Consider the following 15,886-nt stretch of genomic DNA (forward strand, 5'->3'; position numbering starts at 1 on the left):
TGGACCATGGCGACAACACTGGACAAAGCCGTGGAGATGACCCGCACCGGTGACGTGTGGGTGTTCCGCGGGAGCAGTGCCGCGGACCGGGCGATCCAGGCCATGACGAACAGCCCGGTCAACCACGTCGGCATGGCGATCGTGCTGGACGACCTGCCGCCGTTGATGTGGCACGCCGAACTCGGCAAGTCGCTCAAGGACATGTGGAGCGGCACCCATCAGCGCGGAGCCCAGCTGCACGATCTGCGCGACGCCGTGGTGACGTGGCACGACAAGTACGGGCAACGGGCGTGGCTGCGCCAGCTCGACCACGAGGTGACGCGCGAGATGGAGGACGCCGCGCTCAAGACCGTGGCGCGCCTCGACGGCACACCGTTCCCGTCGACCGCCAAGCTCGCCTCGCGGTGGCTGCGCGGGCGGGTTCCGTTGGGCCACAAGGGTGACGCGACCATCGAGAGCGCGTTCTGCGCGGAGATCGTGGCCGTGACGTACGAGGAGATGGGGCTGCTGCCCAGGCGCAGGCCCAACTGGTACGACCCCGGTCGCTTCTGGAGCGGCGACGACCTCGACCTGCTGGGCGGCGCCAAGCTGGGCAGGGAGATCGAGATCGTCGTCATGTGAGGGCCGCCCCGACGAGGACCAGTCGCAACGTGCGCTCGGTGGCGTCGGTGAGCAGTTCCGCGGCGGTGGCGATCGCGGTGTCCAGTTCGACCGGCGCGGCGATGATGCTGGTGTAGGCGTCGATGCCGATGTCGTGGTTCGCGCGGGCGCCGGCGCCGATCGTGCCGGCCAGTGCGATGACGGGCTTGCCGTGCTTCTTCGCCCGGCGAGCCACTTCGGCCGGCACCTTGCCGTGCGGGGTCTGGCCGTCGATCGCGCCCTCGGCGGTGATGACGAGGTCCGCGTGCGGGAGACGTGCGTCCAGGTCGGAGTGTTCGAGGATCACGTCGAAGCGCGGCACCAACGTCGCGCTCAGCGCGTAAAGGCCCGCGCCGAGTCCTCCGGACGCACCGCCGCCGGGGATGGTCCTGACGTCTCCGAGCAGGCCCGCCCAGTTGTCGAGCGCCCGCGAGAGCTGCTCGACCTGGCTCGGGGTCGCGCCTTTCTGCGGGCCGAACACCCTGGCGACGCCTCGCTCGCCGCACAACACGTTGTGCGGGTTGCACGCGACCGTGATCTCGACCTTGTCCAGGCGCGGGTCCACTTCGGACAGATCAAGGCTGCGGGCATCGGCCAGAGCCGCTCCGCCGCGACCGATCTCGCGGCCGTGGACGTCGAGGACGCGGGCACCGAGTGCCTGCAGCGCGCCGGCGCCACCGTCCGACGTGCCGGAGTCGCCGCAGCCGACGAGCACGCGGTCGACGCCGAGGTCGAGCGCGGCGCTGATCAGTTCGCCGACCCCGTACGTCGTGGTCGTGGCGGGGTCGCGGTGCTCTTTCGGAACGAGTCTCAACCCGGCTGCCGCCGCCATCTCGACGACGGCGGTGCGCGGCCCCGGACCGCCGAGCAACGCGAAGTGCGAGAGCACCGGTTCGCCGATCGGTCCCGTCACGAGGGTGGGGACGATCATGCCGCCGGTGGCCTCTGCGAGCGCCTTCGCCGAGCCCTCGCCACCGTCGACGAGCGGCACCTTGTCCACGACCGCGCCGGGAACGGCCCGGTGGATGCCCGCCGCGATGGCGTCGGCGACCGCACAGGCGTCGAGTGATTCCTTGAACCCGCTGGGAGCGACGAGAAAACGCATGATGACCTCTCTCTAGCGCAGTGGAAGGCCGAGGTGCGGCCAGAGCAGGACGGCTGCCGCGAACACGAGCAGTCCGGTGACCGGGGCGAGGACCACGGACAGCCTGAGCAGGTCCCGCGGGCGGTAGGCGTGCGCGAAGAGGGCGACGGGCTTCGCGGACGACGTGAGCGTGTGGCAGAAGCCGGCCGCCGCGGTGGAGGCGAAGGCCAGCGCGGCGGGGTTCATGCCGGCGGCCGCGGCGAGCGGGATGACGAGCGGGACGAGAACGCTCGAGCGGGCCGACCGCGACTGGATGACGAGGTGGGCCAGCAGGCTGGTCACGATCACGGTCGGCAACAGGTGTGCCGGGCTGACCAGACCCGCGACGAGGTTCGCCGCGCCGGAGCTGATCAGCGCGGTGCCGAGAACCGTCGTGGCGGCCATGAACAGCAGGAGCGACCACGGAATGCCGGAGAAGGCGTCGCGGAAGGTGGTGGTGCCGAGCCGCGGGGTGGTGATCACGAGCGCGCCGGTGAGTGCGACGACCTCGGGCGGGACGTGGTGCCAGGGTTCGGTGAGCCAGGCGGCCGCGACGGCGAGGACGACGGCCACGGCGATGATTTCCGACCTGGTCAGACCGCCGAGTTCCAGCTCAGGCACCGAAACCGGGGTGGCGCGATCCGCACGTGACGTGAACAGCCACAACACGATCTCGGCCGTCACGTGCGCGCTCACCGCCGCCAGCGGCACACCCAGCAGCAACCACCACCCGAACCCGATGCCCTGCCCGGTCGCGGCCTCCAGCAACGAGTTCGTGATCAGGTGCGCACCCGCGCCCACCAGGGTCGCGACCGCGGTCAGCAGGATCACCGACGGGAACAACACCCCGAGAGCACGCCCGGCCCGCTCGTTCAGGCGGTCGCGCAACTCGTCGTAGACGGGCAGGGTGAGCGCCGCGCGGCCCGAGGTTGACGGCACGAAGAACGCGGTGAGCAGCAACGCGAAGGCCGTGAGATGCGCCAGGCCGCGAACGGTCCTGGCGCGCCCCACCAGCCACGTCGCGAGGCGGGCCGGCAGTCCCGTCGCCGCCACGCCCGCGGCCAGCACGAAGGCCGCGACGAGCAACCACGTGGTCGACCCGCCGAGCGCGGTCAGCGCCGAGGCGGGCAGGACACCGGACAGCAGCAGTGCCGCCACGGCCGCGAGCGCGACGAACGTGTCGTCCAGCGGCGTGCACACCCAGAGGAGCACCGCCGCCCCGAAGACCACCAGCGTCAGAATCACGAGGACCAGCGTGCGCACCCATGCTGATCCACACGTGAGGCTCCGATGAAGGGTCCTTCATCTAGACCCATGGCGTCTGCAAGTACCACCAACCCAAGATCATCCAGCACTTTTCTACTACCAACTGGGCCGACCACCACGGCGGTCGGCCGGTGGCGGAGGTCGGTTCGTGGGCAGTTGGGTGTAGCTAGGGGCGGTTCGATCAAGAGTTGGTGGTACTTGCAGACGCCAACAGAGCAACTGGGGGTGACGTTGTCGGGGCGTTAGACGAGTCGGTAGCCCATCCCCCGCACGGTTTCCACGCGTTCGGCACCGATCTTCCGTCGCAGCGAACGAACGTAGACGTCGACCACGTTGGACCCCGGGTCGAAGTCGTAGCCCCAGACGTGGGACAGGATCTGCTCGCGCACCAGCACCTGGCCCGAGTGCCGGAGGAACAACTCAAGCAGGGCGAACTCGCGGGCGGTCAGGTCGACCGGGCCGGACGGCAGCAGCGCCTGGCGGGTGCGCAGGTCCAGCGACAGCGAGCCGGCCGACAGCACGGTGGCCTCGGGAACGCCGGGTGGCCGCAGCCGCAGCCGCACGCGGGCGAGCAGTTCCTCGAAGCGGAACGGCTTGGTCATGTAGTCGTCCGCGCCACCGGACAGGCCCGCCACGGTGTCGTGCACCGAGTCGCGGGCGGTCAGGATGATCACGGGTGTCGGCACGCCCTGCTCACGCATCGACCGCAACACGGAGAAGCCGTCGACGTCGGGCAGGCCCAGGTCCAGCACGATCAGGTCGAAGGACGCGGCCCACGACAGGGCGTCCGCGCCGGAGGACACGACCGAGGTCGTGAAACCGTTGGCGCGCAGACCTTTCTCGACGAACGAGGCGATGCGTTCCTCGTCCTCGACGATCAGGATCCGGCCGGTCATCGCGGCACCTCCACCACAAAGGTCGCTCCCTCTTCAGGGACCGAACGCACCCGAACTGTGCCGCCGTGGGCTTCCGCGATGGCTTTCACGATCGGCAGGCCCAAGCCGGTCGACCGGGAGAACAGCAGTGTCTCGTCGCGCACGCCCGGTCCGGAGTCCGCTATCCAGAAGGAGACCACACCGCAGGAGACCACACCGTCCACAGAGGATCCGAAGCGGATCGTGGAACCGGCCGGGGTGTGCCGGACCGCGTTGGAGGCGAGCTGTACGAGGGCCTGCGTGACGCGTTGCGGGTCGAGCACCGCCTCGCCTTCCGCGATCGACTCGAGCACCCAGCGGCGGTCGCCCAGCGCGCGCAGTTTCGCGTCGATGTCGCTGGTCAGTTCGGGGAGGCTGGTCACGACGGGGCGCAGGAAGTCCGGGCGTTCGGCCTTCACCAGCAGCAACAGGTCCTCGACGAGGCGGGCCATGCGGTCCAGTTCGTCGGTGCACAGCCGGACGACCTCGGCGCGTTCGGCGGGATCGTCGCCCAGCAGTTCCAGATGGCCGCGGACGATCGTGATCGGGGTGCGCAGCTCGTGCGAGGCGTCGTCGAGGAACTGGCGTTGCAGCCGGAAAGAGCGGTCCAGGCGGTCGAGCATCGAGTTGAACTGCTGGGCCAGCGCGGCCACGTCGTCGTTGCCGGACAACGGGATGCGGCGGGTCAGGTCGTCCTCGGTGATCTCGGCGGCTGCCTGGCGGACCATCCGCACCGGCGCGAGGATCACTCCCGCGACGAACCACGCGATCAGCGCGGCGATCAGCAGGCCCGCCAGTGACACCAGCACCAGCACGCGCACGGTCGAATGCACCGGCGCGAGCACGCCGTCCTCGAAGTAGCCGGTCACGAACCACATGTCCGAGCCCGCCGAGACCGCGTGCACCTTCGCCCAGCGGAACGGACCGGCCGGTGTGGACGTCACTCCCCACGACGCGCCCGAGGCGGTGATCGTGTTCAGCACCGCGCGATCGTTCTCCACCGCATAGGTGACGTTGGATCGCTGCACCAGCACAGAGCCAACGCGCGGCACGGCGAGATGGGCCTCGTACTCGTCCGGGTATTGCAGGCCCATGTGTGCCTGGGCGACCGCCCGCACCTCGCCGGCGTGGGTCTCGGCGTAGGCGCTGAACTCGGTCGTCTCCTGTTCCAGCGCGCGGTTCATCCGGTCGTCGGCGTCGACGAACAGGAACCGCCACACCACGACCACGACGGTCGCGAGGACGAGCGTCATCAGGCCGAGGAGCCAGCACATGATCTTCACGCGTGCGGGCACGTCAGTCGTCCTCGTCGTCGTCTTCTACCGGCGGCGGTGGCGGCAGCACCGAGCTCGGGGCGGGGCTGGGCGTGGACGTGGGGGCCGGCGCCACCGAGCGTCCTACCTGGACGTCCGACTTACGCACGTCCGGTGGCACCGGCCGCACCAGGGTGAGCACGAGCAGCACGGCCGCCAGCGCGCACGCCGCGCTGAGCACGGCCACGAGGACCGTGCCGGTGCGGGCGGACGGCAGCATGCGACCGAGCCTGCCCTTCGAACCCGCGTCCCGCATGAGACCAAGATGAAGATCTCTTCATCTGTCCGCAAATCGACTGATAATCATCAGCCCCTTGACCGGGAACGTACGGCCCCAACACGATGGGAGCGGTCTCACCCTGGGAGCTGACAACGATGTCACGACTGTTCGCGATCGTGCTCGCCCTGCTGTTGCCCGCCGTGCCCGCCACCGCCGCACCCTCCGGCTGGACTGTCACCGGACCGGGCCAGGTCACCGCCAAAGTAGCCTTGAGCAGCGGAAACCTGACGCTCGCCGTATCACGGCAAGGCAGAACCGTCCTGCAGCCCGCGGCTGTCGGCCTCACTACGACCGCCGCCGATCTCACCAAGGACCTGACGTTCACCGGTCGCTCTGACCGCGTTGTCATCGAGCGGTACACGATGCCGCACGGCAAACGGATGCAGCGCGCCGCCCGGATGACCGAGACCAGACTCGGCTTCCGCAACGCCGCCGGCAGCTTCGATCTGGTCGTGCGCGCCGCACCGGACGGTGTCGCCTACCGCTACGTGCTGCCCGGCCCGGCAACGATCACGTCCGAGGCGTCCAGCTTCACCGTCCCGGCCGAGGCGAGGGCCTGGCTGCTCCCCTACAACGCCTGGTACGAGGCCAATCGCGTGCGCACGACCGCCGGTGAGGCCACCGGCGATTTCGGCTACCCCTCGTTGTTCGGCACCGGCAGCGATTTCGCCCTGCTCACCGAGTCCGATGTGGATGGCCGGTACGCGGGCAGCAGGTTGCGCAAGAGCGGCAACGGGTTCCAGGTCGTGCTGGCCGACGCGCGGGTCGAGTCGACGGGAACCACGCCGTGGCGCACCGCGATCGTCGGTGATCTCGGCACCGTCAGCACGTCCACGCTGGTCGACGACCTGGCGAGCAAGGCAGTGCTGAGCGACACGAGCTGGATCAAGCCCGGCAAGGTCGCGTGGTCCTGGCTGAGCGAGCACTCCAGCCCGAGCGATTTCGCCAGGCAGAAGCAGTACGTGGACTTCGCCGCGCGCAACGGCTGGGAGTACACGCTCGTCGACGAGGGCTGGAGCGCGGCGTGGGTGCCGGAGCTGATCCGCTACGCCCGTGCGCAGGGCGTGGAGATCCTGCTCTGGTTGCGCTGGAGCGACCTCGACACGCCCCAGGAACGCGACACCGTGCTGCCCAGAATCAAGCAATGGGGCGCGAAGGGCGTGAAGCTCGACTTCATGGAGTCCGACTCGCAGGACCGTTATCGCTGGTACGACGAGGTTCTGCGGAAGACGGCCGACCTGCGCCTGATGGTCAACTTCCACGGTTCCACCATCCCGCACGGTCTCGCCCGCACCTGGCCGCACGTGCTGTCGATGGAGGCCGTGCGCGGCGCGGAGAACTACCCTCCCGCCGCCAACAACCCCGTGCAGTTCTTCACCCGCAACGTCGCCGGCTCGATGGACTACACGCCGGTGTCGCTGGAGGTCGGCACGAAGGAAGCCTCCATCGCGCACGAGACCGCGTTGCCGGTCGTGTACGAGTCGGGGTGGACGCACTTCGCCGACAAGCCCGAGGCCTACGAACGGCACCCGCAGGCGTTGCGCTATCTCAACCAGCTGCCGACGGTCTGGGACGAGACCCGGCTGCTCGACGGCGATCCGGACACGCACGCCGTGGTCGCGCGCCGCAACGGCGACCGGTGGTTCGTCGGTGGGATCGCCGCTGATCAACGCACTCTCAAGGCACAGCTGGGTTTCCTGGGTGGCGGGCAGTGGCTGGTCGAGACCGTCCGCGATCCCGCCGAACGCAACGACGTCGTGCGTGACAAGCAAGTCCTGCGCGGCACCGACTCCCTCGACGTGCCCGTGCGGCGCAACGGCGGGTTCGCGGCGATCATCTGCCGCAACCGGCCGGGCCTGCAGACGTGCGACCAGCCGATCAACCAGGTTCCGAAGACCACGCTGACGGTCACGCCCGCCGGGACTGTCGACACCCCGCCGGGCTCGTCCCTCGAAGTCACCGGCACGTTCACCAACGGTGACAAGGAGATCCGCGACGTCGCGCTGGAGGCCGTCGCCCCGGAAGGCTGGACCGTGTCCGGTGCCGTTGTGCAGCGCCGGAAACTCGCACCGGGCGAGTCGATCAGCGGGCGGTGGCAGCTGCGGGCAGGAGGCCCGACCGGCCCGGTGGACGTGCCTGTCGTCGCGACCTTCGGTGGGGTGCACGTCGAGCAGGCGGTCAAGGCGTTCGTGCCGCCACCGGTGCCGACGAACGGCGCGCAGGTCAGCGATCTGCCGTTCATGAGCGAGACCAACGGGTGGGGACCGGTCGAGCGCGATCGGTCGAACGGCGAGAACTCCGGCGGTGACGGCGGTCCGCTGTCCATCGGCGGTGTCGGCTACACCAAGGGAATCGGCGTGCACGCGCCGTCCGAGGTCTCGGTCTACCTCGGCCGCGGTTGCGCCAGGTTCGCCGCGAAGATCGGCCTCGACGACGAGACACGGGAACCCGGCTCGGTCGCGTTCCAGGTGTTCGGCGACGACAAACCCTTGTACGACAGCGGAGTTCTGCGCGGCAAGGGCGCGGCGGTGCCGATCGACGTCGACGTCACGGGCGTGCGGATGCTCAGCCTGCGTGTCACCGATGGCGGCGACGGGCGCAACTTCGACCACGCCGACTGGGCGGAGGCAGCGCTGACATGCTGATCAACCGCAGGCAGTTCCTCTACGCCACAGGGTTGCTGACCCTCGCGCCGAGCGTCTCGCTGGCCGAGGTCAAGAACACCTACTACGAAGTGCTGCTGAGGCACACGAAATGGGCCGAGACGCAGTACGACGCGACGGCCGGACGGTATCGGCGCACGGACTTCGGGTTCGCGGTCGTGCTCGGCAACGCCGTTCTGCTGACGCGCGGCACCTACGACGCGGCGCTGGCAGGCATCGAGAAGGACCTCCTGCGCGAGCACACCCTGGCCACCATCAAGCACTTCGCCGCGAGCAACGTGCTGTCCGGTGGCAGTGAGTGGGGCAAGACCCTGTTCTGGGACACCACGTTCCAGTCGTACTTCGTGCTGGCCGCCCGCCTGATCTGGCCTGATCTGGACGCCGCGACGCGGGCCGACGTCGAGGCGATCGCACGTGGCCAGGCCGACTACACGGCGTCGCTCGGCACCGGCAACGACCCGCGTTCGGGCAGCTGGACGCCGAACGGGTCGAGCGGCGGCTTCCGCGGTGACACCAAGCTGGAGGAGATGGGCGTCTACGCCCAGGCCCTCGCACCCGGACTGGCCTGGCACGGCGACGGACCGGGGTGGCGCGAGGCGTTCGGCAGGTGGAGCCGCAACGAGGCCGGGCTGCCCGTCGCCGACCTGGCCAATCCCTCCACAGTGGACGGAGTGCCGATCTCCGCCAACACCGCGACAAACCTGTACGACACGTTCATCGTGGAGAACCACGGCTCGTTCGGCCCGCACTACCAGTCGGAACTGTGGCGCACCTCGGGCCGCAACGCCGTGCACTTCCTGCTCGCGGGACGGCCGCTGCCCGAGGTGTTGCTCAAGCAGCCCAACGGCGAACTGTTGTGGCGCACCATCCTCGCCACGATGAGCGACGCCGGCGAGCCGTTGATGCCGATGGTCGACGACCGCGAACACCTCTACGGCCGTGACGTCATCCCGCTCGCGTTCCGTTCCACGGTGTTGCGCGACCCGATGGCGGCCTGGGCCGAGGCGGCACTCGCGTCCCGGCTGCTCGCCTACCAGGCACATCCGCCGGTGTACCGGCTCGCGAAGTTCTCCGGTGAGGCCAAGTACGAGCCGGAAGCCCGCGCGGAACTCGCGATCAGTTATCTGCTGCACGAGCTACGCCCACCAGTCGCTCCAGTGTCGGATTTCTTCACCCGAGCGGCGCTGGCGATCGATCACGGCGTCGAGCCCGGCCTGCTGGCCCACCAGTCCGCGGCGGCGTGGGCGGGCACGGTGACCAAGCCGGGATTCACCAAGTTCGCCTGGCAACCCGCGCACGACGACTGGCTGTTCAAGATCAGCGGCACTACCCCGATGCTGCTGCCGTCCACTGCGGTCACGAGTCGCAATGCCGTGGTGTACCAGCAGATTCGTGACGGGTTCGACGGCACCGCGAGCCTGCTGACGTTCGCGGACGGGTTCGCCGGTACCGCCACGCTGCCGACCGGCACCGTCGTGTGCGCCCTCCCCCGGCCTGGACGGGTCGACGTGCACAACCTGGCGATGGAGGGGATGCCCGGCCTCACCGGCTCCCGCACCTACACCGGCGCCGCGGGACGGGTGGCGGTCAAGGCGCGCGAGCAGTTCCGGGTCGACGAGCTGACGTTCCCGGCGGTGTCCGCGCGCCATGTCCGCGTGGTCGGGGTGCGGCCGCATCCGACGTACGGCTACTCGTTGTTCGACTTCGAGGTGAACGACTCGCTGGCGCGCGGCAAGCCCACCACGGCGTCGTCGTTCGATCCCGGGTTCGAGCCGGCGAAGGCGACGGACGGCGATCCGGCCACACGATGGGCCGTCGCGCGGGCCGAACGCGGCCGGGCCGACAGCCGGCTCGCCGTCGATCTGGGCGCCTCGGTCGCGGTGAGCCGGGTGCGGTTGCGTTGGGAGACAGCGGCTGCGGGCGCGTACCGCGTCGAGACGTCGGCGGACGGCGCCGCGTGGACCGCGGTGGCGTCGTATCCGCGGCCGGATCTGAGCACGCCGGGCTGGCTCGACGTGGACGGACGGGCGGGGTTCGTCGCGCGGTCAGCGTCGCCGATCACGGTGGAGGGCGACACGATCACCCTGCCCGCCGGGATCGTCGAGGGTTATGTGCGGGCTGACCTGCGGGCGATCGCGGCCTCGGCGGCACCTTCGGGTCCGCCGTCCGTGCTGGCCGGCAACGCGGACGGGTTCCTCAGCCTGTTCAACCTGTCCGGTGCGCCCGCGACCGGAACCGTTCGCCTGCGCGGCAACCGGTTGTACCGCGGCACTCAGGTCACCACTCGCGACGGCACGGAATACGCACTCGATCTGCCCGCCGCGACCGCACGGGTCGAGGCGCCGTGGTTCACCGCCCGCGGCATCCCCGCCGGGATCACAGCGGTGGTGCACAACGCACAACGGGTGACGTTCCACGGCGGCCCGGCCATGTTCGTGCTGGTCCACCGCGACGGCCGCACCCTCCCGGTCGTGCTGGGCCGGGCGGAGCGCACGGTGATGATGCCGGGCGTTCAGCCGTTCCCGCTCGACGACCTCGCACTGGGCCGCGTGACGTTCCCGAACTCCGTGCTGCCGCCCGGCATGAGCGATCCGGCCGCAGCGGTCGACGGCCGGCAGCACACCGCGTGGACGCCGGGCCGCGACGGGCGCATGGTCGTCGATCTCGGTGCGGTGCACAGCGTTCAGGTCAGCCTGAAGTGGACGAACGGCCCGGTGCCACCGCACACGGTCACGTACAGCGTCGACGGCAAGTCCTATGGGCCAACGACAACCGCCCGGTATGTGGCCGTGTCCACCGGGTGGCGACCAGGGCATGCCTCGCTCCACAGTGTTCAGGTGCGACGTTGACCGCGACTTGGTTTAGGCGCTGAAAAGTCGGCAATCCATTGTCATGTTCGACGGGTTGCGATCCGCCGCACGCGAAAGCGTGGTCAGGGCGGTCTGGGACGTGCCCCGGTTGCTGCGGCATCCGGTGTGGCACAACGCGGATCCCGCTCAGGGCAACAGCCTCGGCGTCGTGCTCGTGCCGGGTTTCGGGGCGGGCGAGGCAAGCCTTTCGCCCGCCGGGTCGTGGTTGCGCGCTCGCGGCTACCTGCCGGCCCGCTCCGGCGTGGGGTTCACCGTCGGGTGCACCACCGAACTGCTGAACCGCTTGCTGCACAGCACGGAGAAGCACGCCCAACGCACCGGCGGCCCCGTGGTGCTGTTCGGCCAGAGCCGCGGCGGTGGCCTCGCCCGCCTGGCCGCCGCCCTGCGACCGGACCTCGTGCGCGGACTGGTGATGCTGGGCAGCCCCGTGCTGGACCCGCTCGGCGCGCACCCCAACGTGCTGCGCATCGCGCGGTTCCTGACCAGGCTCGCCGCCGCCGGCGTGCGGGGCTTGCTGGACGAGTCCTGCATGCGCGGGCCGTGCTTCGACGAGCACGTCAAGACGATGGCCGCACCGCTGAAGGTGCCCGCCGTCTCGATCTTCTCCCGCGAGGACGGCATCGTGCCGTGGCAGCTGTGCCAGGACCCGTACGCGGAATGCGTCGAGGTGCACAGCACGCACACCGGCATGGGCTTCGATCCGCAGGTCTACCGCGTCATCGGGCCGCGGCTCGCCGCCTGGGCGACCGGCACGATCCGCGCGTCGAGCAGCTCACCGTCCTCGATGTCCAGCAACCCGATCGTGCCGACGGGCTGACGGCGCTTGTCCGTCGGCGAGCCGGGGTTGAACACGCGGAACCCGGACTCCTCCTCGTCCCACGGGATGTGGGAGTGCCCGAACACCACCAGCCGGGCAGAGGGGAACCGGCGACGCATCCTGGCCAGCCGGCCGGTCTTCTGGCCGCTGTCGTGGATCATCGCGACCGGCAGTCCCTCGATGTCGAGCTCCACGGTCTCCGGCGCGCCCCAGGCCACCACGTCCAGCCCGTCGTTGTTGCCGCACACCGCGACGACGGGTGCGTACTGGGCCAGCTCGTCCAGCACGGGCGCGACGCAGACGTCGCCGCCGTGCAGGATCAGGTCGGCGGAGCGCAGATGTGCGGCCACGGCAGGAGGGCACCGCTTCCAGAACCGCGGCGCGTGGGTGTCGGACAGCACGACCACTCTCACGGCACCGACCGTAGCAACCCAGGAGGGGTTGCGGCTGCTCGACGAGTAGCCGCACCCCACCAGGACGTCAGTGCCCGCCGCAGTCGTTCTCGTACGGCAGGTTCGCGCGCTCGTCGCCCACGAAGAAGATGGCGCTGGCCATGTACCGGCCACCGTCCATCCCGCTCACCTTGATCCAGATGTTGTTGTAGATGCCGTGGGCGTGGACGGTCTCACCACGCGTCCAGCAGATGCCGATGGTGCTGGTTCCCGCCGGAATCGTCTTCCAGATCGGGCACGACGTGGCCTCGCAGGTGCGGACGTTCACGTCGGCCCACGTCGTCACCTCCGGGTAGGGCGGCAACGGCGGATCCGCCAGTGCCACACCGGATCCCGCGAAGAGCGCGGCGGCGGAGAGCAGGATCCCCAGTACGAATCTCATGTACGTCCTCCCAGTGGTTTGTCGATCATGGGCGGAAACGCACCTCACACAGCCGGGGTTGCACGAACGATTAACGAGACGAACTCGTGCCGTAAAGTGGCGTCCCATGAGGGCCTTACCCGCGGCGCTGGCCGCAGTCGTGATCTCCGGCTCGACCCCTGCCGTAGCAGCGGTTTCCCCGGACCACCCGCTCATCCTCGACGTCGACGTGACGGCGGCCTGCGGTCAACCGTCAACGGGCCGGGTGACGGTTTTCAACCCTGCCAACAAGAACGTCGAATGGCGCGTTCGACAGAACGGCGCGGTGATCACCGGCACGGGCCCGGACTTCACGCTACCCGGCACCGGCGAGTTCCTGGTCGACGCGCGAGAACCCGGCCGTGCGTACGGAAAGGTGTGGCGCGACGAGGTTTCCGGCGGCTGCGATCCGGTCAGGGTGGTGTCGGTGGGCGACTCGGTGGTGTGGAACCAGGGCGTTGACCAGCACCAGAAGTTCCCCCGGCTGACCGCCGAACTCCTCGGCGACGCGACCGGACGCGGTTTCGCGCACCGCGACCACTCGATCTCCGGCGCCGTGCTGGACGCCCCGGACCTGCCGTGTCCCGGCTCGTACACCCAGGATCCCGACGGTGACGGCGAGATGGAACTCGGCGAGGTCACCGCGCAGATGCCGGACGTGTTCTGCCAGCTGGAGAAGGCCGCCTCGCAGGAGACCGACCTGGTCATCATCAACGGCTGCATCAACGACATGGACCCGCTGCTCGGCATCCCGCTGGGCATCACGCCCGGCACCGAGGACGTGCCCACGGCCGTGCGGCGCGAGTGCGGTGGCGTCGGCGCGGCGCCGACCAACCCGGCCGCGAACGTGCCGTACTTCAGCGGCGCCAAGGTCGGATACGGCGGGCGCGGCATGCGGGAGGCGATCGAGAAAGCGCATTCCCTGCCGGGCAGGCCGAAAGTGCTGGTGGTCGACTTCTACTACGCGCTGAGCCGGGCGAGCTTCGTGCCGCGCTGGTTCTGCACGGACCGCGGGTTCTCCGTCCAGAACGAACAGCTCTGCCTGCAGAACATCGGGCGTGCGCCACAGCGGTTCGAGCAGTTCACCCGCGAGTCGGCCGAGGCATATCGGCTCGCGGTCGCCGAAGCCAACGCGGCGTCGGCGGACGGGCCGTTCGCGGTCGTGGGCGACGGCCTGTTCACGCTGGACAACGCGGCGTTCGCGGCGAACCGCAAGGTCTGGCAACTGCCGAACGAGGACGAGCAGTTCTCGCTGCGGCAGGAGGCCTGCCCTCGCTACAGCGCCACGGCGTTGCAGTGCCTGACCGCCGCGATCGCGCACCCGGACACCGCCGGTTCACGTCAGTACGCGGAGAACTTCCTGCGCAACCAGCAGCTGCGCCAGTGGTTCGGGCTGTCCTCGAACACCACACCGCTCGAAGTCGTCCGCGATGGCGACACCGTCACGCTGAGGGCGCCCGCGGGCAGCGAGTTCCGCTGGTACTTCGGTGACGGCGGCTCAGCCGCGGGCGGTCGGGAGGTCACCCACACGTACACCACGAGCGGGCCACACCTGCCCCGCGTCGTTGTGGACGGTCGGCTGCACGAAGCGCGCGATTCGGTGCGGGTGAAATCGGGTATCTGACCCGCATGGCGCGTGCGATCTGGAGCGGGTCGGTCAGTTTCGGGCTGGTGAGCATCCCGGTGGAGCTGTACAGCGCCACCGAGGACCACACCGTGCACTTCAACCAGTTCCAGCGCGGAACGTCCGACCGCATCCGGTACAAGCGCGTCAACGAGCGCACCGGCCGTGAGGTGCCCTACGACAAGATCGTGAAGGGGCACGAGGTCGAGAGCGGCGAGTACGTGGTCGTGGAGCCCGAGGAACTGGACGAGATCGCACCGGGCCGGTCGCGCACGCTCGACATCGAGGCGTTCGTGGACCTCGACGAGATCGATCCGGTGTACTTCCAGAAGACCTACTGGCTCGGGCCGGCCAAGCCGGAGTTCTCCCGCCCGTACCTGCTGCTCGCCCAGGCGATGAAGAAGACCAACCGGGCGGGCATCGCGATGTTCGTCATGCGCGGCAAGCAGTACCTGACCGCGCTCAAGGAGGACAACGGGATCCTCGCCGTGCACACGCTGTTCTTCGCGGACGAGATCCGCAAGCCGAAGGACGTGCTGGACGTGGTACCGGAGGGCCGTGCGCCGCGCGGCAAGGAGCTCGAGATGGCGATGTCGCTGGTCGAGTCGATGGCCGACGACTGGCGGCCCAAGGACTACCGCGACACGTACACCGAACGCGTGAACAAGCTGATCAAGGCCAAGGAGAAGGGCCGCGAGGTCGTCACCGAGGCCGAGCCTCCCGAAGCCACCGGGGTCGTGGACCTCATGGAGGCGTTGCAGCGCAGCGTCGAGGCGAGCAAGAAGAAGCGGGGCAAGGCCAAGAAGGCCGGCTGACTCCCGATGCTCAGCTCACGACGAGTGCCGTCGCGTTGTCCGTGCCGCCCGCGTACAGCGCCGCCCGCACGAGCCGTTCAGCCGAAGCGTGCCCGGCCAGGATCGCCTCGATCCCGTTGTGCCCCAACGGCCCGTACACCCCGTCGGACGCCAGCACGAGCCGCGAAGCCCGCGTCGCCGCCCGCCCGATGTTCTCCGGCGTGGCGTGCCGGACCGTGTTCGTGACGACGTGCTCCAACCGCGGCTGCGGTGCGACACCACGTTCGCGGAAGTACTCAGCCACCGTGTGGTCGGTCGTGAGCTGCACGAGGTCCTCGCCGTTGGAGGCGTACGCACGTGCGTCGCCTGCCCACGCCACGTCGAAACCTCCATCGGGCCGCGCCACGGCGACCACGATCACCGCGTCGCCTGAGTGCACCTGGAGGGCGTCATGGGCGGCGAGGATCGCGGCGACCGGGTCGGTGAGCAGAGCGGCGGCCTGGGCGGCGGCGTGAGCGGCCTCAACGGCTGAGGCGGAGTCCCCGACGCCATCGGCCACGACGAAGGTGCGACGGCCGTTGGTGGCGTATGCGTCGGCGTTGTGCGTGCGCGGGCCACGGTCCGTGGCGTGTGTGACGGTCAGCGCGGTGCCCAGTGGCATGGTGCGATCGATCAGCATGGCGGACCTCCCTGACTCCACTAAGCCGCACGTGCCTAGGAGTCTGCTGTCA

At 69.6% G+C, this 15,886-nt stretch carries 14 protein-coding genes; 6 read left to right on the plus strand and 8 right to left on the minus strand.

From position 1 onward, the window contains the following. The first annotated feature begins 6 nt into the window (after positions 1-6). Positions 7-621 (plus strand): hypothetical protein, encoded by a 615-nt coding sequence (locus tag SK803_RS34935; RefSeq protein WP_319970460.1) that lies wholly within the window; start codon positions 7-9, stop codon positions 619-621. On the opposite strand, the gene SK803_RS34940 is transcribed toward SK803_RS34935, so the two are convergent. The 5 genes from SK803_RS34940 to SK803_RS34960 all read right to left on the minus strand — a co-directional run bounded on the left by SK803_RS34940 (position 614) and on the right by SK803_RS34960 (position 5,511). Next, entirely contained in the window at positions 614-1,744 is a 1,131-nt protein-coding gene (locus SK803_RS34940) for a glycerate kinase family protein (protein ID WP_319970461.1), read from the minus strand. The genes SK803_RS34935 and SK803_RS34940 overlap by 8 nt on opposite strands. 12 nt (positions 1,745-1,756) lie before the next feature. Beyond that, on the minus strand, positions 1,757-3,007 hold the full coding sequence (locus SK803_RS34945; protein ID WP_319970462.1) for an SLC13 family permease: 1,251 nt from the start codon (positions 3,005-3,007) through the stop codon (positions 1,757-1,759). A gap of 263 nt (positions 3,008-3,270) precedes the next feature. Next, a complete protein-coding gene (locus SK803_RS34950) occupies positions 3,271-3,924 on the minus strand; it encodes a response regulator transcription factor (protein WP_319970463.1) in 654 nt (217 codons plus the stop codon). After that, complete coding sequence (locus SK803_RS34955; RefSeq protein WP_319970464.1) at positions 3,921-5,237, minus strand: sensor histidine kinase; 1,317 nt, start codon at positions 5,235-5,237, stop codon at positions 3,921-3,923. Before SK803_RS34955 ends, SK803_RS34950 begins: the two co-directional genes overlap by 4 nt. 1 nt (position 5,238) lies before the next feature. After that, entirely contained in the window at positions 5,239-5,511 is a 273-nt protein-coding gene (locus tag SK803_RS34960; protein WP_319970465.1) for a hypothetical protein, read from the minus strand. Between the two features lie 119 nt (positions 5,512-5,630). On the opposite strand from SK803_RS34960, the gene SK803_RS34965 reads away from it, so the two are divergent. Genes SK803_RS34965 through SK803_RS34975 form a run of 3 tightly spaced genes read left to right on the plus strand, consistent with a single transcriptional unit; the run spans position 5,631 to position 11,885 of the window. Next, positions 5,631-8,180 (plus strand): glycoside hydrolase family 97 catalytic domain-containing protein, encoded by a 2,550-nt coding sequence (locus tag SK803_RS34965; RefSeq protein ID WP_319970466.1) that lies wholly within the window; start codon positions 5,631-5,633, stop codon positions 8,178-8,180. After that, entirely contained in the window at positions 8,174-11,047 is a 2,874-nt protein-coding gene (locus tag SK803_RS34970; RefSeq protein WP_319970467.1) for a discoidin domain-containing protein, read from the plus strand. The genes SK803_RS34965 and SK803_RS34970 overlap by 7 nt, the downstream gene beginning before the upstream one ends. Positions 11,048-11,090: 43 nt before the next feature. Next, a complete protein-coding gene (locus SK803_RS34975) occupies positions 11,091-11,885 on the plus strand; it encodes an esterase/lipase family protein (protein ID WP_319970468.1) in 795 nt (264 codons plus the stop codon). Here the strand turns inward: SK803_RS34975 and SK803_RS34980 are convergent. Both SK803_RS34980 and SK803_RS34985 read right to left on the minus strand, forming a co-directional pair. Next, on the minus strand, positions 11,777-12,298 hold the full coding sequence (locus SK803_RS34980) for a metallophosphoesterase family protein (RefSeq protein WP_319970469.1): 522 nt from the start codon (positions 12,296-12,298) through the stop codon (positions 11,777-11,779). The two genes, SK803_RS34975 and SK803_RS34980, sit on opposite strands and share 109 nt — an antisense overlap. Before the next feature lie 67 nt (positions 12,299-12,365). Next, complete coding sequence (locus SK803_RS34985; RefSeq protein WP_319970470.1) at positions 12,366-12,719, minus strand: SH3 domain-containing protein; 354 nt, start codon at positions 12,717-12,719, stop codon at positions 12,366-12,368. A gap of 106 nt (positions 12,720-12,825) precedes the next feature. Between SK803_RS34985 and SK803_RS34990 the strand changes: the two genes are divergently transcribed. Further along, a complete protein-coding gene (locus SK803_RS34990) occupies positions 12,826-14,361 on the plus strand; it encodes a PKD domain-containing protein (RefSeq protein ID WP_319970471.1) in 1,536 nt (511 codons plus the stop codon). 5 nt (positions 14,362-14,366) lie between these two features. Continuing rightward, complete coding sequence (gene ku, locus SK803_RS34995; RefSeq protein ID WP_406601627.1) at positions 14,367-15,176, plus strand: non-homologous end joining protein Ku; 810 nt, start codon at positions 14,367-14,369, stop codon at positions 15,174-15,176. 10 nt (positions 15,177-15,186) lie between these two features. Here ku and SK803_RS35000 read toward each other — a convergent pair whose 3' ends face one another. Continuing rightward, on the minus strand, positions 15,187-15,834 hold the full coding sequence (locus tag SK803_RS35000; RefSeq protein WP_319970472.1) for a PP2C family protein-serine/threonine phosphatase: 648 nt from the start codon (positions 15,832-15,834) through the stop codon (positions 15,187-15,189). Positions 15,835-15,886 lie beyond the last annotated feature (52 nt).

It is taken from the genome of Lentzea miocenica, assembly GCF_033949945.1.
GTDB lineage: Bacteria > Actinomycetota > Actinomycetes > Mycobacteriales > Pseudonocardiaceae > Lentzea > Lentzea miocenica.